Genomic DNA, 21,363 nt, shown 5'->3' with positions numbered 1-21,363 from the left:
CTGCGCAATCCCTTGGCCGGAGATCGGCGATGCGGGCGCGCGAGGCTTCGGGAAAGCGGGAAGATCTTGGCGGAGGAGTCATGATGAAGCGACATGCCGTGCGGGCGGCGCTGGGCGCCGCATTTCTTGCTATCGGTTTCGCCTATGCTGGCGCAGCGAGCGCCGCGCCGTTCTCGCCGGGAACGGTCGCCGCGGCCGAGCGGGCGGCGCCTGCCGCCGCCGAGACCGTGCGCTGGGTCTGCGGTCCCTATCGCTGCTACTGGCAGCCGGGCGCGCGGGTCGTGGTGCCCGGCTACGCCGCGGGATGGCGCGCGCCGCGCTATCCCTGGTGCTACTGGTCCAAGGTGCGGGGGCCCTATGGCGGCTGGCGCTGGGTTCAGGTGTGCCGTCGCTGAGGAGCGGCCGAGTGTTCGGACGGCGGATATTTGCGGGGCGGCATCGGCGGATGCCGCCCTTTCTTGCTTCCAATCGCGCAACCGTGAACGGAACCATGGGAACCAAAGGGGGTTATTAACTTTTTATTTACGTCTCCATTCGGAGCGGTGGCCGAATCTGGAGGATGTGAGTCGCAGAGGTTTGTGCCATGCCCAGCTTGGCTCATGGATCCGTCCTGATCTCTCTCGTGGCGTGCCTGTTCGCCGCCGTCCTGATGGCGACCCCGGCCATCGCTTTGCTCAACGCGCCACACAACGCGCCGCCGATGCACGTTCCGGGCATCACCAGCCACGTGTCGGCCCTGGCGTGAGGCGCGCGGGCCAACAGGGCGGAGCGAGTGTCCGCATAGGTGGATTCGCCGAGGTGAAGGCTTCATCCGGTCGTAATCTGCTGCGCCCGCGGCTTCAGGCGGCCGCCTGAAGCCGACGTTTCGTACCGCATTGCTGCGAGCGGCATCGTCAGGGGAGGGCGGGCGGATGGGTCATCTGCGGATCATGGTCGCCGCCCTGGTCGCCTGCGTCGCCTGGCCGGCGAGCGCAGGGGCGCAGGAGAGCGCCTTCGAGTTCAACCGCCAGGAATGGCTGCGCCGCTCCGGGGCGCCGCCCGCGGCGGGTGTCCGGCCGAGCCCGGCCGCTGCCCCCGCCGCGGCGCGCCAGGCCTCCGCGCCGCAGGCCTATGCCGCGCCGACGGACTTCTTCTCCGCGCTGTTCGGCCCGCGCTTGCCGTCGAACGATGGCCGCACCTCCATCACGATCACGCCGGGCGGGCGTTCCGGCGAGGGCTATGGAGAAGGGATCGAAGGGCCGATGCGCGGCGGGGTGGGCAGCTACGCCTTCTGCGTGCGGACCTGCGACGGGCGCTATTTCCCGCTCCAGGGACGGGCGGAGGCGGGCGGCGAAGCCGCGGCGCTGGCGCAGTGCAGCGGCTTCTGCCCGGCGGCCAAGATGGACGTCTATTATACCTACGCCTCGGACAAGGCGATCGACGGTGCCGTCAACGCCAAGGGCAAGACCTATACGTCGCTGGCCACCGCCTTCGTCTATCGCGAGCGGCTCGTTCCCGACTGCACCTGCACCGCCGATGGCCGGGCGGGCGGCATGCGCTATGTGGACGTCACCCAGGACCCCACGCTCCGGCGCGGCGACATCGTGATGACCGCAGCCGGCGCCAAGGTGTTCGCCGGCTCTGCGAAGGCGAGGCCGCCCTATCGCGAACGGGACTTCGTCTCGCCGGACCGGTTCCCGGAGCTCGGCTCGGCGATGCGCAAGCGGATCGCCGAGTTGACCCAATTGTAGGAAGAGGGCCCCGCGTGGCCGGGGCGCAGGCACAGAGCCGCGGGCGACGCTCAGCTCGCGCGCCCGCCGCCGCTCCCTGCGGCCCGGTCGCTGCGGTCAGGCGCCCTTGCGCTTGCGGGTGCGCGCGGCGGCAACGATCTCTGCGTCCTCGCTCGGGGCGGCTGCGGCCTCCGCCTCCGCGCCATCGGACGCCAGCAGCGCGCGGATACGGTCTGCGAGGCTTGATCCGCCGTCCGCGCTGCCGATGAGCGCCGGCAGGGGCGAGGCCGCGCCCTCCATGCGGGCGGTGAGGGCGACGACCCGCGCGGCGAGATCGGCGAGCGCGTCCTTGACCGGCCCGAGGTCGGCGGGCGGCGGCGGCGCCTCGCTCGGCCCGGTGACGGAGCGGGCGCGCACCAGCGCGTCCTCCATCAGCGAATGGTCGGCGCGCAGGCGATCGAGGTCGGCGGCGATGCGGCGGGTTTCCGCTTCGGCATCGGCGAACTCGCTGGCGCGGCGGTGCTCGAAGGCGTGGACCACCGAGCGGGTGGCGTCGAGATCGGTGCGCGCCGCCCCAAGCTCGCTTGTGGTGCGCTCCAACTCGGTGGAAAGCCGGGCAATCTCCTCGCCCCGCGCAGCGCCGAGCGCCTTCGCATCCGCAAGCTCGGCCCGGACGCGCTCCAGCTCGGCCGACAGGCGCGCGGTGCCGTCGCGCTCGGATTCCAGCGCGGTGGTCGTGGTCTCCAGGCGGTGCGTGGTGGCGGTGAGATTGGTGGTGAGGAGCGCGGCTTCCGCCTCCAGGTCGGCCACGCGGCCCAGCTCCTGGGAAAGGCTCGCTTCGCGATCGGCGAGGGTCGCCGTCAATTCGGCGACGCGGGCATTCAATTGCGCCACCGCGGCTTCCTGGGCGGCGATGGTCTCGCGCGCGGCCGAAAGGTCCTGGTCGAGGCCGGCGCCGCGCGCCGTCAGGTCGCTCACCTGGTCCTGAAGCTCGCCGATCAGCACGGCCCGCTCCGCGCTGACGGCGGCCGCGCTGTCACCGGTGCGGCTGAGGTCGGCGACGATCTGCTCCAGCTCGAAGGTGCGCTGGCGCTGGGTCTCGATGGTTGCGGCGTGGGCGACGATGGTGGCGCGCAGCTCGTCCACCTGCAGTTCCAGCCGCCTTTGGCTGAGGGCGAAGAAGGCGCGCTGCTGGTCCTTGTCGGCCTGGATCTCGAACAGCGAGACCGGCACCGCCGCCTCGACGCGGCGCGTTGTGAGGCGCACGGCGCGGTGCCAGACCGCCGGCAGCACGAGCAGAGCCACGAGCGTCGCGAGGAGGACACCCAGAAGGAAATACAGGATCTGCTCGATCACCCGCGCACGCGCCCTTATCGCTCCACGAGGGCTCTTTCATGCCACGCCGCGCTGGCGCCCGCCAGAGCGGCGGGCGGGTCCTGGCTCAGAAAGGGTTCCAGGTGGGGGTGGAGGTAAATTTGAGGTAGCCGAGATTGGCACCGAGGCGCACGCCGACGCCCGAGCGGATCGGCACCACCACGATGCCGTCGGCGCCGAGCGCCGTCATGCCGAAGCCGGCCACCAGATAGGCCGAGCCCGAAATCCCGCCGAAGCGGCGGAAGATGTCGTCCACGCTGCGCATGTTGTAGACCAGGATCATGGTGCGGGCGCCGTCGCCGCCGAAGTCCCAGCCCACCGACGGACCCTGCCAGTAGACCTTCAGGTCGCCGGCGTTGCGGGTGTAGAGCACGCCTTCGCCGTAGCGCAGCCCGCCGATGAAGGCGCCGGCGCCTTCCTGGCCGAGGATGTAGCCGTTGGGCTGGCCCCACTGGCTCACCGCCTTCTCGATCGACAAGGCGAGCCCGCGCGAGATCGAGCCGAAGAAGGAATGGCCCTTGCTGACCAGTTCGTTGGTCGAATAGGTCTGCGGCGTCGGCTGCTGCTGGGCGGCCGCCGGGCCGATGGCGGCGAAGGCGAGGCCGAGCGCCACGAGCAGGGTGGCGGGGCTCAGGCGGAACGGGCGCAGGCTCTGGACCAGGGACATGGCGGCTCCAACGGTGGGCATCGCCGGGGCGCGCGGCGCGCCTCGAATCGAAGAACATTGTGGCACGTAGTGTGACGCCCGTGAGGCGCCGTGCGGGTTTTGCCGTCCTATCGCACAGCAATCACCATCGCCGATACGGATTATCGCTCCCTTAACCGGGTGCCGCCGGGATATCAGGCCGGCGCGCGGCCCGCACCCCAGACCAGGAAGCCGTTGACCTTGAACCCGGCATCCTTGTGCCCGTAGGTGAGCGCCGAGCCGTCAGGGCGGGTCACCCGGCCGCCGGCGGCGTTCACCAAGGCATGGCCAGCGGCGGTATCCCACTCCATCACCGTGCCGAAGCGCGGATAAAGGTCCACCTTGCCCTCCGCCAAGAGGCCGAACTTGAGCGCGGAGCCGGCGGGGATCATCTCCGCCACCTCGTGCCGGGCGACGAAGGCGTCGGTGACGGGATCGCCGTGCGAGCGGCTGGTGGCGACGCAGATCGGCCCTTGCGGAACCTGACGGCAGCCGATCGGCTCCCAGTCCTGCGCATCCACCGGCGCGCCGGGGGCGCGGATCGCGCGGAAGGCGGCACCGGGCCGGCCGGCATAGAGCAGCGCCAGCGCGGGGGCATAGACGATGCCGAGCACCGGCCGGCCATCCTCCACCAAAGCGATGTTCACGGTGTATTCGCCGTTTCCGGACAGGAACTCGCGGGTGCCGTCCAGCGGGTCCACCAGGAAGAAGCGGGCGCCGGGCTCCACCTGCGCCCCCGCGGCCATGGCCTCCTCGGCGACCACCGGCACGCCCGGCGCGAGGCGCGCGAGGTGGGCGCAGATGATGGTCTCGGCCTCCCGGTCCGCCTTGGTGACGGGGCTGCGGTCGGCCTTCTCCTCGGCGGTGAAGCCCTCCGCCTCGATGCGGCGGATGGCGACGCCGGCGTCGAGCGCAGCGGCGGCAAGGCCCGCCAGCAGCGGGGAATCCGTGGGAAGGGGCGCGCGGGGCGGCGGGAGGGGCTCGGTCATGGGCGCCTCGTAGCACCCTTGCCGGATCGCGTCGACGGCGCTCCGGGGCCACCAAGGGTGGTGGTTTGCCTGCCGCACCGGCTCCGTTGTATCAGAGCCGACCTTGCCCTTGAGGATTCGGGCGGACGCCGGCCGCTCTGGGACCGGGCGCCGCGCCGGTCCGCCACCCCGCGGGAGCCGCCATGTCCACCAAAGCCGCAGGCCCCGCGCCCGAGGTTTCCGCGCTCGATCTCGCCGCGCTGCTGTGCTCGCGGGTCTGCCACGACGTCATCAGTCCGGTGGGGGCGGTGGTGAACGGGGTGGAAGTGCTTGAAGACAAAGACGCTGCCGACATGCGCGAGGTGGCGCTCGATTTGATCGCCAAGAGCGCGCGGCAGGCGTCGGCGCGGCTCCAGTTCACCCGCCTCGCCTTCGGGGCGGCGGGGTCGGTGGGAGCGCGGCTCGATCTCGGCGATGCCGAGCAGGTGGTTCGGGGGATGATCGAGGACGAGCGCACCCGGGTGGACTGGCAGCTGCCGCGCGAGCTTCTGCCGAAGAACCGCGTGAAACTGCTGCTGAATCTGGTTCTGCTCGCCACCACCACCATTCCGCGCGGCGGGGCCATCGTGGTCAATCCGGTGGGGGCGGGGGACGCGATGGGGTTCCGGCTCGTGTCGACCGGCGTCAGCGCAAGAATTCCGCAGGGAATAGAGGCGCTTATCGGCGGAGCGACGCCGGAAGGCGGGCTGGATGCCCATGTGGTCCAGCCCTATTATGCCGGCATGCTGGCGCGCGAATGCGCGATGGCGGTGGGGTTCGTGCAGGACGGCGACACGGTGACGCTCACCGCCGCCTGACGGGACGGAATTGATGCGGCTTTTCAGGCTTCTGGCGCTGATGGTCCTGGTCGCGGCGGGGCTTCATCTCGGCTCCATGCCGGCGCGCGCCCATGGCGGATGCCCGCACGCCTCCGCGACAGCCGCGGAAGGCGGGACCAGCGCCGAATGGCCCCCTGAAGCGGCGCAAATCTCCCATGGTGGTCCAGCGGCGGTCCCGTTCGTCGCCCCGGCCGCCATCCGGCGCGCGCCGGCGGATGCGTCCGCGCCGTCGACGCCGGACACCGCAATTTCAGGCACCGCCCAGGCCCTGGTGGCCGTGACGTTTCCCGCCCCCGCCGGCGATTGCGGCCGCGACGGCGCGGGCTGCTGTCGCATGCCCGCCTGCGGCGCCGTGTGCCACACGCTCGTCCCGGCGGACGCGATGGTCCTGCCCGATCCTGCGAGGGTCGTCCGGCTGGTCCCGCGCGAGGCGCCCGATCCGGCGGCGCACCCGGCCGAGGTGGCGCTGCCGCCGCCCCGCGCGCGCGGCTGACGGCCCGCGGCGCCGGCCTTTCGGGCGCCGGATCGTTCCCTGTCATTTTTCGAGGAGAGACCCCATGCGGTCCCCCATGCCTCCGGCGCGCCGTGGTGCCGCCGCCCGTCTCGTTGCCGGCCTCGTCGCTGGCTCCCTTGCCCTCGGGCCGTCAACGGCCTTCGCCCAGGCGGCGATGCCGGGCCACGACGGCCATGGCGGCGGCCACGCCGCCGCGGCGCCCGCCGACAGCCCGTCCACCGCCGCCTTCAAGGCGGCGGGCGCGCGCATGCACCAGGACATGGACATCGCCTATTCGGGCGATGCCGACATCGACTTCGTGCGCGGGATGATCCCGCACCATGAGGGGGCGGTGGCGATGGCGAAGATCGAACTCGGCTTCGGCAAGGACCCTGAGATCCGCAAGCTGGCCGAGGCCGTCATCAAGGCCCAGGAGGAGGAGATCGCCTTCATGAAGGCGTGGCTCGCCAAGGCCGAGAAGGCCAAGGCCGGCAAGTAGGCCAGCAGGTAGGCCGGCAAACAGGCCGGCCGAAACAAAAGCGCCCCACCCGGAAGGGTGGGGCGCTTTTGTCGTGCGAGGGAAGGCGCGGAGGGATCAGACGGCGATGCGCTCGGTGCCGAGCATCGGTTCGCGCAGCACGTAGCCGCGGCCCCATACCGTCTCGATGTAGTTCTTGCCGGCGGAGGCGTTCGCGAGCTTCTTGCGCAGCTTGCAGATGAACACGTCGATGATCTTCAGTTCGGGCTCGTCCATGCCGCCGTAGAGATGGTTGAGGAACATCTCCTTGGTGAGGGTGGTGCCCTTGCGGAGCGAGAGCAGCTCCAGCATCTGGTATTCCTTGCCGGTCAGGTGCACCCGGTTGCCTTCCACCTCCACCGTCTTGGTGTCGAGGTTGACGATCAGGTCGCCGGTCTGGATCACCGACTGGGCATGGCCCTTCGAGCGCCGCACGATGGCGTGGATGCGCGCCACCATCTCGTCCTTGTGGAACGGCTTGGTGAGGTAGTCGTCGGCGCCGAAGCCGAAGCCCTTCACCTTGTCCTCGGTGTTGGCGAGGCCGGAGAGGATCAGGATCGGCGTCTTGACCTTCGCCACCCGGAGCGAGCGCAGGACCTCGAAGCCGGACATGTCCGGCAGGTTGAGGTCGAGCAGGATAATATCGTATTCGTAGACCTTGCCGAGGTCGACCCCTTCCTCACCGAGGTTGGTCGTATAGACGTTGAAGCTCTCGGTCTTCAGCATCAATTCGATGCCCTTGGCCGTCGCACTGTCGTCCTCGATGAGCAAGACGCGCATGGCAATCCCTTTCCTCGCAACTGCTCGAAAGACGGCCTGGGCCGCCTTTCGCGTGCTCGGGCGACGGGTGATTCGCGTTAGGTCTGTAGAATCGTTAACAGAAACCGATTCTCTTCCACAAGGGTGTGCGGAAAAATCCTTGTGCACGGGAGTCAAGACTGACTCTGTTCCAAGCACTTAAGTCTTTCCGCACGCCCCCCTACGCGATCAGCCCCCGCCCGAGTTCCCCCGGACGCCGGCCGGGCGGCGCAACACGCGTCACCCGACCCTTGCAGCCATGATTAACGAAGGCGGTAAACGATTGGTTGCCGTGGCGGAGGTTCCGGCAATTTTCTTCATTTCTCTGCGGCGGCGGTAACCAACGGGCAACCGCAATGGGACATTCTCTGCAGGATCGAGGGTCCAAAGCGCCTGCCGCGGCCTTCTCCTGCAGCGTGTCCGGAGTTGACGGTGATGAAGTCGCGAGAGCCTTTGATCCGCGCCAAGAGGTTCCAGATCGACGACAAGCGCCGCCGCCTGGCGCAGATCGACATGATGATCAGCGAGTTCGAACGCATGGCGCTCGACCTCGACCGCGACATCGCCGCCGAGGAACGCCGCTCCGGCATGACCGATCCGCGGCACTTCGCCTATCCGCCGCTCGCCATGGCCGCGCGCAACCGCCGCGACAATCTGACTCACTCGGTGGGCGAGCTGAAGACCCAGCGGGAGGAGGCGAGTGCCGCCCTCGCCGAGGCGGAGGCCGACCTCGCTCTGGTGGAGGCGGCCGGCGAACTCGACCGCTCCGCCAAGGTCGAGGCGCGCCCGCGCCGTGCGGCCTGGCGGACTGCCGAGGCGGTCCGTCCCTAAACGCCTGGTTGCAGGGCGCGAGAGTAGGTAGCGACGTAGCGAAGTTGCGGTGCAACAAGGGAAATTTTCTATTTTAAGGCCTCGGTTCCCCCATTTGGCGTGACGACAAGCGGCAACTGCGCCGCTAGAGTTGCCGGCGACCAACGGAACACGAGGTCGCCATGGCGCTCACCCGCGAGGTCCAAGATCTGATTGCGCGGGTCGCGGAGGACGACCGGCGCGCGTTGGCCGAACTTTATCGCCTGTCGGGCGCCAAGCTCTATGGCATCGTGCTGCGCCTTCTGCGGCGGCCGGACCGTGCGGGCGAGGCCATGCGGCTCGCTTTCCTGCGCATCCATGCCTGGGCCGCCGACTATCAGACCTCGGACGATCCCGTTGCCTGGCTGGTGGCGATCGCCCGCGCCAGCGCGCTCGATGTCGCCCGCTCGCGCGACGAGACCGTCGTCTTCGAGCCGTTCGACGCCCCGCAGGGCGCGGTCGATCCGCTCCGGCGCGAGCGCAGCCCCGCATTGCGGCGCCTTCTCGGCGCGCTCGGCGCGCTCTCCGAGGAACGGCGGCGCATGGTGCTGCTCGCTTATAACGACGGCTGGAGCCGGGAGGCCCTTTCGGTCTATTTCGACGCGCCCGTGGCCACCGTGAAGGCCTGGCTCGCCCGCAGCGGCAGCGAGATCGCGACGTGCCTCGCCCGTCGCCCGTGACGCCGAAGGCGAACGAAGACGATCGCGCGCTCGCGGCCGAGTATGTGCTGGGCACGCTCGACCGCGCCGGGCGCGAGGCGGCGCGCGAACGCCTGCGCACCGATGCCCAGTTCGCGGGCCTGGTGCGCAACTGGGAGCGCCGGCTCGCGCCGCTGCACGAATTGTCGGTGCCGGTCACGCCGCCGCCCGCGCTGCTCGCCTCCATCCTCGCCGCACTGCCGCCGCCCACAGCGCCTGCCGCGCCGGAGCCTGCGCCGGCGCCCCCAGTTCGGTCGGCGCCGCCTGCATCCACGGCAAGAGGCGGGGCGCCGGCCCCGGTTCCCCAAGGCCCCCTCGCCCGGCAGGGCGCCCCGCCTCCGCCGTCGGTGGCGGTGGTGTCCGAAGCGGGCAGCCGCGCCGCCCTCGCGGCCGTGCCGGCGCCGCCGCCGCTGGACCGGACCGCGGCGCTCAAGGCCATGAGCGAGGCCATCGAGGCGGAATGGGAGGGCCTCCTGGCCGGCCTTGACCAGCTGGAGGCCGAGCTGCGCGCGGCACCCGCCGCCGCGCCGTCCGGCGGCACCGCCGCCGCGCTCGCGCCCCGTGCCGCGCCCGCTGTCCGGCTCATGTCCGCGCCTGCCGCGGCGCCGCCGGCGCAAGCGCTGGGGCAGGGGGCGAAGCCAGGGCGCGATGGGCCGGCCGCGCCCACACCTTCGCCCACACCTGCGGCCTCACCTGCGCCCGCACCGGCTGCGGCACTCCCGCCCGCGCAGGACACAGACCGAGCCGGCGCCGCCGGCGCCGCCTCCGCGCCGGAGCCGCTGCGCGCGGCGCGGATCGGTCTGCTTGGCCGCATCGCCGCGCGCTGGTCCCGCTCCGCTCCCGCGGCTCCGCCGCCGCCTGCCGCCGCCGCTCTCGCCCCGCCGCCGGCTGCGGAGGGGGCGCCCGTCCAGCCCGAGGCGCCGGACGCCCCTCCGGCGGCGGGCAAAGCCCCGGAAGGCCGTTGCTCCGTTCTCGCGCCGCCGGACGCGGGCGAAGCGCTCTCAGGCACAGCACCATCCGGAATGGCGCCGCCTCCTGTTTTCACGCCGCCGGCTGTCGACGGGACCACGCAGGCGCCGGCCTCTCCCGCCTTCGCCGGCGCAGGCCTAGGGGCTCCCGTTCTTGTCCCCCCGGCTCCAGACCTTCCCGTCCCTGCCGATCCGCCGTTGCCGGAGGCTGCGCGCGCGGAACCGCAGATCGCGGTTGCGGCGGCGGCGGAGGCCGTTCCGGCGGGCGCCGGGGCGCTGGAGGATGCCGCCGCCTCGCTGCCGCAAGACCCGTCGGCGGTCGGTCCGGCGGCGGAAGCGCCCGCAGCGGCCTTGCAGGACGAAGCCGAGCCGGCCCGCCGGCCGACGCCGGACGCCGCCATCTGGCGTGCCGCGGCGGCCTTTCTCGCCATCATCGCCGTCGGGCTCGGCGGGCTCACGGCGTATCGCCAATGGGTGTGGCCGCGCGTGGGGGACTATGTGGCGGTGCTGCAGGCGCAGGCGGCGCCCGCCGTGACGGTGCGGGTCGATCCGGAGAGCGGGGTGGTGTTCGTGCGGGCCTTCGCGCCGCCGCCGCCGGAGGGCATGGCCTATCATCTGTGGCTGCGGCCGAAGGGCGAGCAGGCGGTGCGGCTTGGCTCGTTCTCGGCGGGCCTCGCGGTGCGCACGCCCGCCCTCGGCGCGGTCGACCGGGGGGCGCTCGGCAGGGCGACCCTGGCCGTCACGCTGGGTCCGGCCCAGGGAACGGCAGCGGGGGATGCGCCGGGTCCGGTGCTCTTCGAAGGGCGCCTCGCGCCGGAATAGGCGGGCGGTGTCAGGCGCAGGCGTGGGCGGCGTTGATCTCGAAGACGGGGGTGCCTGACGGCGAGAAGGTGATCACCCGGTTCCGGCCGAGGCGCTTGCCCTCGTAGAGCGCATGGTCGGCCTGCTGGATCAGGTCCTCCATGTCGCCGCACGCGATCTCATGGCCCGGCAAGACGGCCGGGACGAAGCTCGCCGTGCCGATCGTCACGCTCACCGGGATCTCCCGGCCCCCGATCGGCGGCATCTGCGACTGCGCCACCGTGCGCAGGCGCTCGGCCACGATCCGCGCCGTGCCCGTATCGGCGCCCGGCAGCACCACGCAGAATTCCTCGCCGCCGTAGCGGCCGATGAAGTCGCCGGCGCGCAGGGCCGAGCGGGCGCATCGGGCGAACGCCCGCAGGACATCATCGCCCATATGGTGGCCGAACCGGTCATTGACGGACTTGAAATGGTCGAGGTCCACCATCAGCACCGAGAGCGGCCGGCGCTTGACCTGCGCCTCCTCGAGCAGCATCCGCGCGCGCTGCAGCGTCATGCGGCGGTTCACGAGGCCGGTGAGCGCATCATGAGATGCCAGCCGGTCGAGCACCATGAACAGCGAGCCCATTCCCCAGGCGACGGCGAGGCAGATCGCCAGCATCAGCAGGACGGCCTGGGGATTGCCGCTCATGGCCGCGTCGGGGGAGAGCGCGCCGCTCAGCACGCCGGCGGCGCGCGCCAAATGGAGCAGGGCGAAGCTGCACATCAGAACGGCGGCGATCGTCCGCGAGACGACCGGGACGCCGGCCTCCGACTGCAGCAGGATGACGCAACCCATGCCGGCCCAGGCGGCGACGATCAGCGAGACGATGGCGATGCGCGCCGCGGCCTGGTCGCCGAAGGCGAACGTCGCGGCCAGCAGCGCGGTGCCGAAGCCGGCGGCCGCGGTCACCAGCCACAGGTGCGGCGTGCGCCCGTCGAACACGCGCACGCCCGAGAGCACCAGGCCGAGGCCGAGGAAGATCAGCCCGTTTCCGGCCAGGGCCGACAGCTCAAGCGGAACGGAGGCGCGCAGGAACACCATGAAGCAGCCGGCGCCGAAGCACAGGCTGGCGCCGGCCCAATGGGACAGCGCCTCCGATTCCGCCCGCACGCAGGCAACCGCCTGCATCGCCCCCACCAGCAGACTCAGGAGGGTCGCCGTCAGGAAGAGCGTGGGAACATCAAGCATCATCGCGTCCAGGTTGCTTCATCGCCCATGTCGCCCGCTGGGATTGCCAAGCTAAACGAAACGCCGACGGCGGCAATGGGGAACCGCTGCCTCAGCCGGGGGGTGGCAGTGTCGCAGGCGGCCGGCGGAACGCGGCTCTGGATCATCACCGGGACGGCGGGATATCAGTCTCAAGGCGGCACGGCCCTGCGTCCGGCCGTCCGAGGAGACCTGCCATGGCCGACCCCACAATGCCCCGTCCCGTCGACCGGGCGCTCGATCCCGGCTTCCGCTTCGGCCAGTCGACCGAGCCGAACTATTCCGGCGCCGCCTCGTTCCTGCGCCGGCGCTACGCCCGCGACGGCGGTGGCGCCGAGGTGGTGGTGTGGGGCGTGCCGCTCGACGTGACGGTCTCCAACCGGCCCGGCACCCGCTTCGGCCCGCGCGCGCTGCGCGCCGCCTCCACCATCCTCGACGGCGATCCCTATTACCCGTTCGGCTTCGACCCGTTCGCGGCGCTCGACGTGGCGGATGCGGGCGACTGCGTGTTCGACTACGGCCTGCCGGCCGGCATCCCCGCCGCCATCGCCGCGCAGGCGGCGGCGCACTATGCCCGCGGCAGCCATCTCGTCACCCTCGGCGGCGACCACTTCCTGACCTATCCCCTGCTCAAGTCGCTGACCGAGCGGCTCGGCGGGCCGGTGGCCCTGGTGCAGTTCGACGCCCACCAGGACACCTGGGACGATGCCGGCGACCGGGTGGACCACGGCACCATGATCACCCGCGCGGTGAAGGACGGCCTGATCCTGCCCGAGCGCTCGGTGCAGGTGGGCATCCGCACCCACGCGCCGCAGAGCTACGGCATCGAGATCATCGATGCGCTCACCGCCGGGGAGATGGGCCCGGCAGCGCTCGCCGCGCGCATCTGCGCCCGCGTGGGCGATGCGCCCTGCTACCTGACGTTCGACATCGACGCGCTCGACCCGGCCTTTGCCCCCGGCACCGGAACGCCGGTCTGCGCCGGGCTCTCGACGCGCGAGGCGGTGTCCTGCCTGCGGCGCCTCGGCGCCTTGAATCTCAAGGGGTTCGACGTGGTCGAGGTGTCCCCGCCCTACGACCATGCGGAGATCACGGCGCTCGCCGGCGCGACGCTCGCCAGCGCCTATCTCTGCCTTCTCGCCGAACGCAAGGGAAAGGGATTCAGCCCCGCGCCCTAGCGCCCGCTACGCGGCCTTGGGGTTGCCGCGTGTCGCTCCGGAACGCTTGTGCACTGCGGCGTGATGTGCGAGACCGCCGCCGTTCCTGAACCGGAGGCGGATGTGAGCGGACACCGGATCGCGCCGGCGCATTATGCCTTCCCCGTTCTGGCGCTCGGACTGGCGCTTGCGCTCATCGTCTGGCCGGACCTCGCGCCGGAGAACCATGGGCCCGCCGCCACCGCGCTGAGCCTTCTGGCGACCGTGCTGCTCGCCGGGGCCGCCTTCGCCACCGTGGCCCATTCGGACGTGGTGGCCTCGCGCCTAGGCCAGCCGTTCGGCACGCTGGTGCTGACGCTATCGGTGACGGTCATCGAGGTGTCGGTGATCGCCTCCCTGATGCTCTACCAGGAGAACAACCCGACGCTCGCCCGCGAGTCGGTGCTCTCGGTCATCATGATCGTCACCTCGGGCATCGTCGGCCTGTGCCTGCTGCTGGGCGGCTTCAAGCACCGCGAGCAGGAGATCGCGCAGCAGGGCGTCACCGGCTATCTCTCGGTCATCATCGCCCTCGGCGTGATGCTGCTGATCCTGCCCAACGAGACCCACGCCCACACCCGCGGCACGTTCACGCCGTTCCAGCTGGTCTACATGGCGTTCGTCTCGATCGGGCTTTATTGCCTGTTCCTCTACATGCAGACGGTGCGCTACGCCGAGCACTTCGGCGCCCAGCAGCCCGGCCACGGGAGCGGGATGCCGGACGGGAGGCGCTTCACCGTCGCCCTGGTGATGCTGCTGCTCAGCCTCGGCGCGGTGGTGGCGCTCGCGCGCCATGTGGCGGCGGGGGTGGAGACCTTCCTCGGCCAGTTCCAGCTCGCCGATCCGGACGCGGTGAAGGGCGCGCTGCTGGCGGCGCTGGTGCTGATGCCGGAAGGCATCAGCGCGGTGCGGGCGGCGGCGCGCAACCATCTCCAGCACAGCCTCAACATCGCGCTCGGCTCGGTGCTCGCCACCATCGCGCTGACCATTCCGGCCATGGCGGCGATCAGCATCTATATCGGCAAGCCCATGGTGCTCGGCCTCGATCCCGAGGACCGCACGCTCATGGTGCTGACCTTCGTGCTGTGCATCCTCTCGTTCGGCACCGGGCGCACCAATGCGCTCACCGGCATCGTCCATCTCATCGTGTTCGTGGTCTATGTGATGCTTCTGTTCGTGCCCTGAGACTGCGCGCGTGTCGCCGGTGGACAGGGCCAAGGCGAGGTGGCATGTTCCCGGCCGACGTCGCAAGCGAGGCGAAAGCGCTGTGAAGACCCTTCTGCTCTATATCTTCACCTGGTGGGAGAAGCAGACCGTGGGCACCTGGTGGTGGACCCGGCGGTTCGGCGAGCATGTGGGCGACGACGCCTTCGGCAACCGCTACTACCGCACCAAGGGCGGCGCCATCGACCCGGCGCTCGGCTTCGAGCGCCGCTGGGTGATCTATAACGGCTATGCCGATGCCTCGACCATTCCGCCCGGCTGGTGGGGCTGGATCCACCACCGCGTGGACACGCCGCCCAGCGACGAGAGCTACGCGCCGCGCGACTGGCAGAAGCCGCATCGCCGCAACATGACCGGCACCCCGGGCGCCTATCGCCCCAAGGGCTCCGTGCTCGCCGGCGGCATGCGGCCGCGCGTCACCGGCGACTACAAGGCCTGGACGCCGGGCGAATAGGACGGTGGTGCGGATTTCCTATCGTCTCATAGCGACACGTCGTTCGGCGGCATCGTTTGCCGCGGTGGCTCTTGCGGCCGCCGCCGGCATCGGCCTCGCGTCCCCTGCGGCCGTCGCGCAGACCCAGCGCCAGGGCATCGAATCCCAGCAGGCCCCGCCGCCGCCGGGCGGCCTCGTGCCGCGCCAGCCCGTGCAGCCGCGCCCGCAGGCCGCGCCTCCGGCCCAGCCGGCGCCGCCCGCCGCCGGCCCGCAGGTCGAGACCTCGCCGGACGGCGACGTGGTGGTGGTGCAGCCGCCCTCGGTGAAGATCGCCAACGGCTTCGCCGTGTTCGCCGGGCTCGACAAGATCACCGGCCGCATCCGCACCTTCGACGTCGCCATCGGCGAGACGGTGCAGTTCCCCAACGAGCACGGCCTGCAGGTGACGCCGCGCGTGTGCTACACGCGCCCGGCCACGGAGCAGCAGAACACCACCGCCTTCGCCGAGGTGAACGAGGTGACGCCCAAGGGCGAGGCGCGGCGCATCTTCACCGGCTGGATGTTCGCCTCCAGCCCGGGCCTCCACGGCGTGGAGCACCCGATCTATGACGTCTGGCTGGTGGGCTGCAAGGCGCCCATCCCCGACACCGCGGCGGGCCAGCGGTAGAAGTCGCCCTCGGTCTGGAGCGCCTGGTCGAGCAGGCGATGATACTGGCGCCGGGAGACCTCCAGCGCGCCGAAGCTCTTCAGGTGGCTGGTGACGAACTGGGTGTCGAGCAGGCGGAAGCCGCCCGCCCTGAGCCGGCCCACCAGGTGCACCAGGGCCACCTTCGAGGCGTCGCGCTCGCGGTGGAACATGCTCTCGCCGAAGAACGCGCCGCCGAGCCGCACGCCGTAGAGCCCGCCCACCAGCCGCCCGTCGCGCCAGGCCTCCACCGTGTGGCAGCGCCCGCGCTGGAACAGCTCGCCATAGAGCCGGCGGATGCGCTCGTTGATCCAGGTCTTCTCGCGCCCCTCCTGCGGCTCGGCGCAGCCGTCGATGACGCCGTCGAAGTCGGTATCGACGCGCACCTCGAACTTGTCCGAGCGCACCGTGCGGGCGAGCCGGGAGGACACCTGGAAGGCGTCCAGCGGGATGATGCCGCGCCGCTCGGGCTCGATCCAGTAGAGGCCCGGATCGTCCGCGCTCTCGGCCATGGGGAAGATGCCGCAGGCATAGGCCTTCAGCAGCACGTCCGGGGTGATCTCGACGATCTGGTCTGACAGGCGGCTCATGGCCTCAAGACTAGCATCAATTCGCGCGACATCATGGCGGCGGGACGCCCCGCGTGGTCACCCCTTGGCGAGGAAGGCGCCGATGCGCGCCACCGCCTCGTGCATGTCGGCCGCCGCTCCGGCATAGGAGATGCGCAGATACTGGTGGCCGCGGAACGGGTCGAAATCCACCCCCGGCGTCAGCGCCACATGGGCGGCGTCGAGCAGGCGCGTGGCGAAGTCGAGGGAATCGGACGTGAAGTCCGAGGCGTCGGCGTAGAGGTAGAAGGCGCCGTCCGCCGGCAGGAAGCGCGTCAGCCCCACCTTCGGCAGGCCCTGCGTGAGGATGCGCCGGTTCTCCACATAGCTCTGCTTGATGGCCTCCATCTCGGCGCGGCCCTCGAAGGCGGCGTCGGCGGCGATCTGGGAGAGCGTCGGCACGGAGATGGAGAGGTTCTGCTGCAGCCGCTCCATGGTGCGCACCAGAGCGGGCGGCACCACCATCCAGCCCACGCGCCAGCCGGTCATGCAGAAGTATTTGGAGAAGGAATTGATGACCGTGACGTCGTCGCCGAACTCCGCCGCCGTCACCGCCGGAAAGGCATAGTCGAGGCCGTGATAGATCTCGTCCGAGATGAAGGCGATGGACAGCTCCCGCGCGCAGTCGATCAAAGCGGCGAGCGCCGCGCGGTCCATCATGGTGCCGGTGGGGTTGGCCGGGCTCGCCACCAGCACGCCGGCGAGCGGCGCCTGCCTGTGCGCCCGGCGCAGCTGCTCCGGGGTGAGCGCGTGGCGGTCCTCCGCATGGGTCTCGATCAGCACCGGCTCGCAGCCGAGCGCGCTGAGCACGTGGCGGTAGGGCGGATAGCCCGGGGCGGCGATGGCGACCCGGTCGCCGGCCTCGAACAGGCCGAGAAAGGCGAGGATGAAGCCGGCCGAGGAGCCGCTCGTCACCACCACCCGCTCCGGGTCGAGCGCGTGGCCGTAGGCGTCGGCATAATGGCGCGCGATGCGGGCGCGCAGCGCCGGGATTCCGAGCGCGGTGGTGTAGCCCACCTGGCCGGCGGCCAGCGCCGCGGCGGCGGCATTGCGGGCCACCAGCGGGGCAGGGGCGGCGGGCTGGCCCACCTCCAGGTGGATCACCTTGCCGCCCGTGGCCTCGATGCGCGCGGCGCGCGCCATCACGTCCATGACCATGAAGGGGGCGACGGCGCTGCGCCGGGAGGGGGTGACGGGGCGCGGGCCGGGAGCATGCATCGGCGTTCACTTCCTTGCGGGCGGCGGCACGGCGCGCGCGGGGCGCCGTCTTGCCGCCGCAATCTGTCTGTCCGTAGGCGAGGTCGCTCCAACGTGACGACGGGCGCATTGACCCGGCGCCATGCGGAGGCCAGTGTCCCCTCTCGTAGCGCGCGGGCTGCCGGGCGCCAAGGCGGACGTGCGGTCCGCGGCGTCGGGCGTGGGGTTCAGGCGGCACCGGACCTCGCTCAACCGCCTGTGGCGCTCCGGCGCGCGGGCCCTGGACCCATAAAGCTCCGGCCTCGGGGCGGAAACGGAACGGACGAAGCACGCTTCCATGATCGGCCTGCGTTCTCCTTCTCCTGCGCCGGGCGCGGCACGCGCCGGCCTGCGCGCCTTCGCCCGCATCCTGTGCGCGGCGTCCCTCGCGGCGCTGCCGCTGCATGAGGCGGCGGCGCAGTCCGGCACCTCGCAGCCGAAGGGGCCGCCGACCATCCGCGACACCGAGATCGAGGCGCTGATGCGCGACTATACCCGCCCGGTCCTCAAGGCGGCGGGCCTCGCGCAGCAGAATGTCGAGGTGGTGCTGATCTCCGACCGCTCGTTCAACGCGTTCGTGGCGGACGGCAAGCGCATCTTCGTCAATACCGGCGCGCTGATGGATTCCAAGACGCCGAACCAGATCATCGGCGTGCTGGCGCACGAGGCGGGCCATATCGCCGGCGGCCATCTCGCCCGCATGCGCGAACAGATCGCCGGGGCGCAGACCATGGCCATCGTCGCCATGCTGCTGGCGGGCGCGGGCGTCGCCGCGGGCGCGGCGGCGGGTGTCGGCGGGCGCGACATGGGCAGCATTGCCGCGGCCGGCATGACCGCGCCGCAGGAGATGATCCGCCGCTCGCTGCTCACCTACCAGCGCGGCGAGGAGCAGGCCGCCGACCGCTCCGCCGTCTCCTATCTCAATGCCACGCAGCAATCGGCGCGCGGCATGATCGAGACCTTCCAGCGCTTCCAGGACGACCAGTTGTTCCTGAGCCAGCGCATCGACCCCTACCTCCTGAGCCATCCCATGGCGCGCGAGCGCATCGCCGCGCTGGAGGCGCTCGCCAAGGCGAGCCCCTATTACGACGCCAAGGACCCGCCGGCGCTCCAGGAGCGCCACGACATGATGCGCGCCAAGCTGGTGGGCTTCATGGAGCGGCCGGACGCGGTGGCGCGCAAGTATCCGCTCTCGGACACGTCGCTGCCGGCGCAATATGCCCGCGCCATCTCGGCCTATCGCTACGGCAATGTGAGCGGCGCCATCGCCCAGATCGACGCGCTGATCGCGCGCCAGCCGAACAACCCCTATTTCTACGAGCTGAAGGGGCAGGCGCTGCTGGAGAGCGCCCGCGCCCCGGAATCGATCGCGCCGCTGCGCAAGGCGGTGGCGATGACCAATGGCGCGCCGCTGATCCGCGCCATGCTCGGGCAGGCGCTGGTGCAGTCGGGCAACCCCTCCTACAACGAGGAGGCGCTGCGCGAGTTGATTCTCGCCACCCAGCGCGATCCGAACTCGGCCGGCGCCTGGCGCTCGCTCGCCATGGCCTATGGCCGCAAGGGCGACGTGGCCAATGCCGACCTCGCCGCGGCGCACGGCTATTTCGCCTCGGGCGACTTCAAGATCGGGCGCGAGATCGCCGCCCGCGCGCGCCAGCGCTTCCCGCCCGGCACGCCGGGCTGGCTCAAGGCCGACGACCTTGTGAACTTCAAGCCGCCGAAGTCGGCGCAGAACAACCGATAGACCTTATCTCAAGCCGATGGAGAGTTTCATGCTTGCCCGCCTGGGCCGTCTTTGCCGCAACGCCGTGCTGGTCACGGCCACCGCGTGCGTCCTCGTTTCGCCCGCGCGCGCCTTCACCGATGCGGAGAAGACCGAGATCGGCACCATCGTGCGCGAATACCTGCTCAAGCACCCCGAGGTGCTGGAGGAGGTGGTCTCGGTGCTGGAGGCCCGCAACCAGGCCGCACAGGCCGAGCAGGCCTCCAAGGCCGTGAAGGAGCTGAGGTCTGTGCTGGTCGACGGCCAGCGCGGCGTGGTGGTGGCGAACCCCAAGGGCGACGTCACCCTGGTCGAGTTCTTCGACTACAATTGCGGCTACTGCAAGCGCGCGCTCGCCGACCTCCAGGAACTGGTGAAGGCGGACCCGAACCTGCGCGTGGTGCTGCGCGAGTTCCCGGTGCTCGGCCAGGGCTCGGTGGAAGCCGCCCAGGTGGCGGTGGCGGTGCGCATGGTGGCGCCGGAGAAGTACATGGCGTTCCACCAGGCGCTCATGGGCATGCGCGGCCAGGCGGACCGCGCCAAGGCCTTCGCCGCCGCCAAGCAGGCCGGCATCGACGTGGCGGCGCTGGAGAAGCAGGCCTCCTCGCCCGAGCTGAACGCCACCTTGGACGAGAGCATGAAGCTCGCCCAGGCGCTCGGCCAGAGCGGCACGCCCTTCTACGTGATCGGCGAGCAGGTGGTGATGGGCGCCCAGGGCCTCGACGTGCTGAAGGCCGCGGTCGCCGACGCCCGCAAGCAGGCGAAGGCGGGGAAGTAGGACAGGCCGGCAAGTAGGACGGGCCGGGACGTCGCCCGGACGCCGGCCGGCGCGCGCGCCGGCCGGTCTCAGATCAGTCCGTGGTCCATCATGAAGCGGGCCTTGCCGCGCACATAGGTGGGCCGGCCGCGGTTAATGAGCTCGCGCAGCACCGTGGCGCTCTCGTCCTTCGGCATGCGGTCGAGGATCGCCACCATCTGGTGCTCGGTGAAGATGTCGCGCTGGAGCAGGTCCTTCTTCACCAGCGGGCAGTCGAGCAGGCGGTGGAACAGGCCGAACCCCTCGTGGATCTGGCTGTGGGTGGTGACGGCGCGCATGATGGCGTCGATCAGCGTCGCCTTCACCAAAGCGGCCTCGGGCCGCGCGTCGGCGCCGAGCGGCAGCCGGGGCGCAGGGGGCGTGCGCGTGTTCGACCCGCCATCATCGTCGCCATCGGTGAACAGGCTCGCCAGCGAGGCGGCCGACCCCAGTGCCGGAACCATGCCGGTGATCTGGAAGTGGCGCGGCAGATAGCGCATGTGGTCGACGATCTCGGCGAGGCTCATGGCGGCGAGGCGGTCGGCCAGCTTTTCGGCGCCATAGACCGTGTCGAAGCGGTAGCCGCAGCGCCGGAGCGTGTTGCTGAGCCGAAGCTCGCCTTTCTTGATGACGTAGGGCCGCAGGTCGTACGGCCGGTAGCGCTGCCAGAAGCGCAGGATCTTGGAATCCGCGAACGCCGCGCCGGACAGCGACAGGGCGTAGGAGCCGAGATGGTGGCTGTGGGCGTGGTTCTCCAGCGCCCCCACCACGTCGTAGGGGCTCGCCGCGAGCTTGCGCGTGAAATCGTCGAGGGCGGGGCCGGCGAGGTAATAGACGCTGTCGTTCAGGTAGATAACGCGCGCGGGCCGGAAACCCTGGGCGTGCAGGTGCAGCGTCGCAGCGCGATAGGCGCCGAAGTCGCGGCCGATATTGCGGCGGACGATGATGCGGTGAACCTTGGCGGCGAGCAGCGCCTTCATCTGCGCATCGGGCGCGCCATTGCACACCACGATGGTATTCACCGAGGCGGCGGAAAGACTGTCGAGCAGCGCGAGGAAGTCGGCGCTCAGGCCGAACTTCACATACTTCACGACGATGGCGAAGACATCTCCTTGGGCGGGACGGCAGATCTCGTCGGAGATGATCTGCGGCGTGCGTTCCTTGATGATCTTCGGAAGTTGCGACAGCTTCTTCGTCGCGACGTACCACGCGAGGCGCGGACGATCCAGTTTGATCTTCATAGAGTTCCGCCGCCCGCCGCACGGCCTGCCCAGGATTCACTGTATAGTTTCAGCCGTATACTCCCGGCTGTACAATCCTGGCAGTACCGATCCAGTTTATACGGCTTATCCATAGGTAGCCGGACAGGGAAAAGCAAGGGACGACCCCGGCGGGACATGTCCCCGGTGGAATTGCTCCCGCCCCTCAGTGCGGGC

At 70.8% G+C, this 21,363-nt stretch carries 23 protein-coding genes; 15 read left to right on the top strand and 8 right to left on the bottom strand.

From position 1 onward, the window contains the following. The first annotated feature begins 80 nt into the window (after positions 1-80). The 3 genes from D9R14_RS18980 (at position 81) to D9R14_RS23300 (ending at position 1,730) form a co-directional block, all read left to right on the top strand. Positions 81-395 carry a hypothetical protein gene (locus tag D9R14_RS18980; protein WP_121624918.1) on the top strand — a complete coding sequence of 105 codons (315 nt, stop codon included), beginning with the start codon at positions 81-83 and terminating at the stop codon, positions 393-395. A gap of 188 nt (positions 396-583) precedes the next feature. Next, entirely contained in the window at positions 584-745 is a 162-nt protein-coding gene (locus tag D9R14_RS23205) for a hypothetical protein (protein WP_170168682.1), read from the top strand. A gap of 166 nt (positions 746-911) precedes the next feature. Further along, positions 912-1,730, top strand: coding sequence for a DUF2865 domain-containing protein (locus D9R14_RS23300; protein WP_184759548.1), 819 nt, complete (start codon positions 912-914; stop codon positions 1,728-1,730). Between the two features lie 96 nt (positions 1,731-1,826). Here the strand turns inward: D9R14_RS23300 and D9R14_RS18970 are convergent, their stop codons facing one another. The 3 genes from D9R14_RS18970 to cysQ form a co-directional block, all read right to left on the bottom strand. Further along, a complete protein-coding gene (locus D9R14_RS18970) occupies positions 1,827-3,065 on the bottom strand; it encodes a coiled-coil domain-containing protein (protein ID WP_121624917.1) in 1,239 nt (412 codons plus the stop codon). Positions 3,066-3,150: 85 nt separating this feature from the next. Beyond that, positions 3,151-3,750: a DUF1134 domain-containing protein gene (locus tag D9R14_RS18965; RefSeq protein WP_245420893.1), complete on the bottom strand. Its 600-nt coding sequence runs from the start codon at positions 3,748-3,750 to the stop codon at positions 3,151-3,153. A 173-nt stretch (positions 3,751-3,923) separates the two neighbouring features. Further along, positions 3,924-4,706 (bottom strand): 3'(2'),5'-bisphosphate nucleotidase CysQ, encoded by a 783-nt coding sequence (gene cysQ / locus D9R14_RS18960; protein WP_394010350.1) that lies wholly within the window; start codon positions 4,704-4,706, stop codon positions 3,924-3,926. A gap of 233 nt (positions 4,707-4,939) precedes the next feature. On the opposite strand from cysQ, the gene chpT reads away from it, so the two are divergent. The 3 genes from chpT to copM all read left to right on the top strand — a co-directional run bounded on the left by chpT (position 4,940) and on the right by copM (position 6,606). Next, positions 4,940-5,593, top strand: coding sequence for a histidine phosphotransferase ChpT (gene chpT, locus D9R14_RS18955; protein WP_121624915.1), 654 nt, complete (start codon positions 4,940-4,942; stop codon positions 5,591-5,593). Positions 5,594-5,606: 13 nt separating this feature from the next. Further along, positions 5,607-6,107: a hypothetical protein gene (locus D9R14_RS18950; protein WP_121624914.1), complete on the top strand. Its 501-nt coding sequence runs from the start codon at positions 5,607-5,609 to the stop codon at positions 6,105-6,107. A 64-nt stretch (positions 6,108-6,171) separates the two neighbouring features. Beyond that, positions 6,172-6,606 (top strand): CopM family metallochaperone, encoded by a 435-nt coding sequence (gene copM, locus D9R14_RS18945; protein ID WP_245420892.1) that lies wholly within the window; start codon positions 6,172-6,174, stop codon positions 6,604-6,606. Between the two features lie 96 nt (positions 6,607-6,702). On the opposite strand, the gene ctrA is transcribed toward copM, so the two are convergent. Then, complete coding sequence (gene ctrA / locus D9R14_RS18940) at positions 6,703-7,404, bottom strand: response regulator transcription factor CtrA (protein WP_121624912.1); 702 nt, start codon at positions 7,402-7,404, stop codon at positions 6,703-6,705. A gap of 453 nt (positions 7,405-7,857) precedes the next feature. On the opposite strand from ctrA, the gene D9R14_RS18935 reads away from it, so the two are divergent. The 3 genes from D9R14_RS18935 (at position 7,858) to D9R14_RS18925 (ending at position 10,759) form a co-directional block, all read left to right on the top strand. Continuing rightward, positions 7,858-8,253 carry a flagellar export protein FliJ gene (locus tag D9R14_RS18935; protein ID WP_121624911.1) on the top strand — a complete coding sequence of 132 codons (396 nt, stop codon included), beginning with the start codon at positions 7,858-7,860 and terminating at the stop codon, positions 8,251-8,253. A 161-nt stretch (positions 8,254-8,414) separates the two neighbouring features. After that, positions 8,415-8,951: a sigma factor-like helix-turn-helix DNA-binding protein gene (locus tag D9R14_RS18930; RefSeq protein WP_121624910.1), complete on the top strand. Its 537-nt coding sequence runs from the start codon at positions 8,415-8,417 to the stop codon at positions 8,949-8,951. Then, complete coding sequence (locus D9R14_RS18925; RefSeq protein WP_147453067.1) at positions 8,930-10,759, top strand: anti-sigma factor domain-containing protein; 1,830 nt, start codon at positions 8,930-8,932, stop codon at positions 10,757-10,759. The genes D9R14_RS18930 and D9R14_RS18925 overlap by 22 nt, the downstream gene beginning before the upstream one ends. 10 nt (positions 10,760-10,769) lie before the next feature. Here D9R14_RS18925 and D9R14_RS18920 read toward each other — a convergent pair whose 3' ends face one another. After that, positions 10,770-11,969, bottom strand: coding sequence for a GGDEF domain-containing protein (locus D9R14_RS18920; RefSeq protein ID WP_147453066.1), 1,200 nt, complete (start codon positions 11,967-11,969; stop codon positions 10,770-10,772). 215 nt (positions 11,970-12,184) lie between these two features. On the opposite strand from D9R14_RS18920, the gene speB reads away from it, so the two are divergent. The 4 genes from speB to D9R14_RS23560 all read left to right on the top strand — a co-directional run bounded on the left by speB (position 12,185) and on the right by D9R14_RS23560 (position 15,507). Then, the gene (gene speB / locus D9R14_RS18915) at positions 12,185-13,165 is read left to right on the top strand and encodes an agmatinase (protein WP_121624907.1); all 981 of its coding nucleotides are present in this window, start codon (positions 12,185-12,187) and stop codon (positions 13,163-13,165) included. Between the two features lie 102 nt (positions 13,166-13,267). Next, positions 13,268-14,368 (top strand): calcium:cation antiporter, encoded by a 1,101-nt coding sequence (locus D9R14_RS18910; RefSeq protein ID WP_245420891.1) that lies wholly within the window; start codon positions 13,268-13,270, stop codon positions 14,366-14,368. An 82-nt stretch (positions 14,369-14,450) separates the two neighbouring features. Next, positions 14,451-14,861 (top strand): NADH:ubiquinone oxidoreductase subunit NDUFA12, encoded by a 411-nt coding sequence (locus D9R14_RS18905; RefSeq protein WP_121624905.1) that lies wholly within the window; start codon positions 14,451-14,453, stop codon positions 14,859-14,861. A gap of 64 nt (positions 14,862-14,925) precedes the next feature. Continuing rightward, positions 14,926-15,507, top strand: coding sequence for a DUF2155 domain-containing protein (locus D9R14_RS23560; RefSeq protein ID WP_342634798.1), 582 nt, complete (start codon positions 14,926-14,928; stop codon positions 15,505-15,507). On the opposite strand, the gene aat is transcribed toward D9R14_RS23560, so the two are convergent. Further along, on the bottom strand, positions 15,444-16,115 hold the full coding sequence (gene aat / locus D9R14_RS18895; protein WP_121624903.1) for a leucyl/phenylalanyl-tRNA--protein transferase: 672 nt from the start codon (positions 16,113-16,115) through the stop codon (positions 15,444-15,446). The two genes, D9R14_RS23560 and aat, sit on opposite strands and share 64 nt — an antisense overlap. Before the next feature lie 57 nt (positions 16,116-16,172). Next, positions 16,173-17,351 carry a pyridoxal phosphate-dependent aminotransferase gene (locus D9R14_RS18890; RefSeq protein WP_121624902.1) on the bottom strand — a complete coding sequence of 393 codons (1,179 nt, stop codon included), beginning with the start codon at positions 17,349-17,351 and terminating at the stop codon, positions 16,173-16,175. Between the two features lie 316 nt (positions 17,352-17,667). On the opposite strand from D9R14_RS18890, the gene D9R14_RS18885 reads away from it, so the two are divergent. Then, positions 17,668-19,113 (top strand): M48 family metalloprotease, encoded by a 1,446-nt coding sequence (locus D9R14_RS18885; protein ID WP_121624901.1) that lies wholly within the window; start codon positions 17,668-17,670, stop codon positions 19,111-19,113. 28 nt (positions 19,114-19,141) lie between these two features. Next, the gene (locus tag D9R14_RS18880; protein ID WP_245420890.1) at positions 19,142-19,909 is read left to right on the top strand and encodes a DsbA family protein; all 768 of its coding nucleotides are present in this window, start codon (positions 19,142-19,144) and stop codon (positions 19,907-19,909) included. Positions 19,910-19,977: 68 nt separating this feature from the next. On the opposite strand, the gene D9R14_RS18875 is transcribed toward D9R14_RS18880, so the two are convergent. Further along, on the bottom strand, positions 19,978-21,168 hold the full coding sequence (locus D9R14_RS18875; RefSeq protein ID WP_121624899.1) for a rhamnan synthesis F family protein: 1,191 nt from the start codon (positions 21,166-21,168) through the stop codon (positions 19,978-19,980). Positions 21,169-21,363: the final 195 nt, after the last annotated feature.

The sequence above is a fragment of the Xanthobacter tagetidis genome (assembly GCF_003667445.1).
In the GTDB taxonomy this organism is placed as follows: domain Bacteria; phylum Pseudomonadota; class Alphaproteobacteria; order Rhizobiales; family Xanthobacteraceae; genus Xanthobacter; species Xanthobacter tagetidis.
This window is presented reverse-complemented; position numbering and strand designations above follow the sequence as displayed.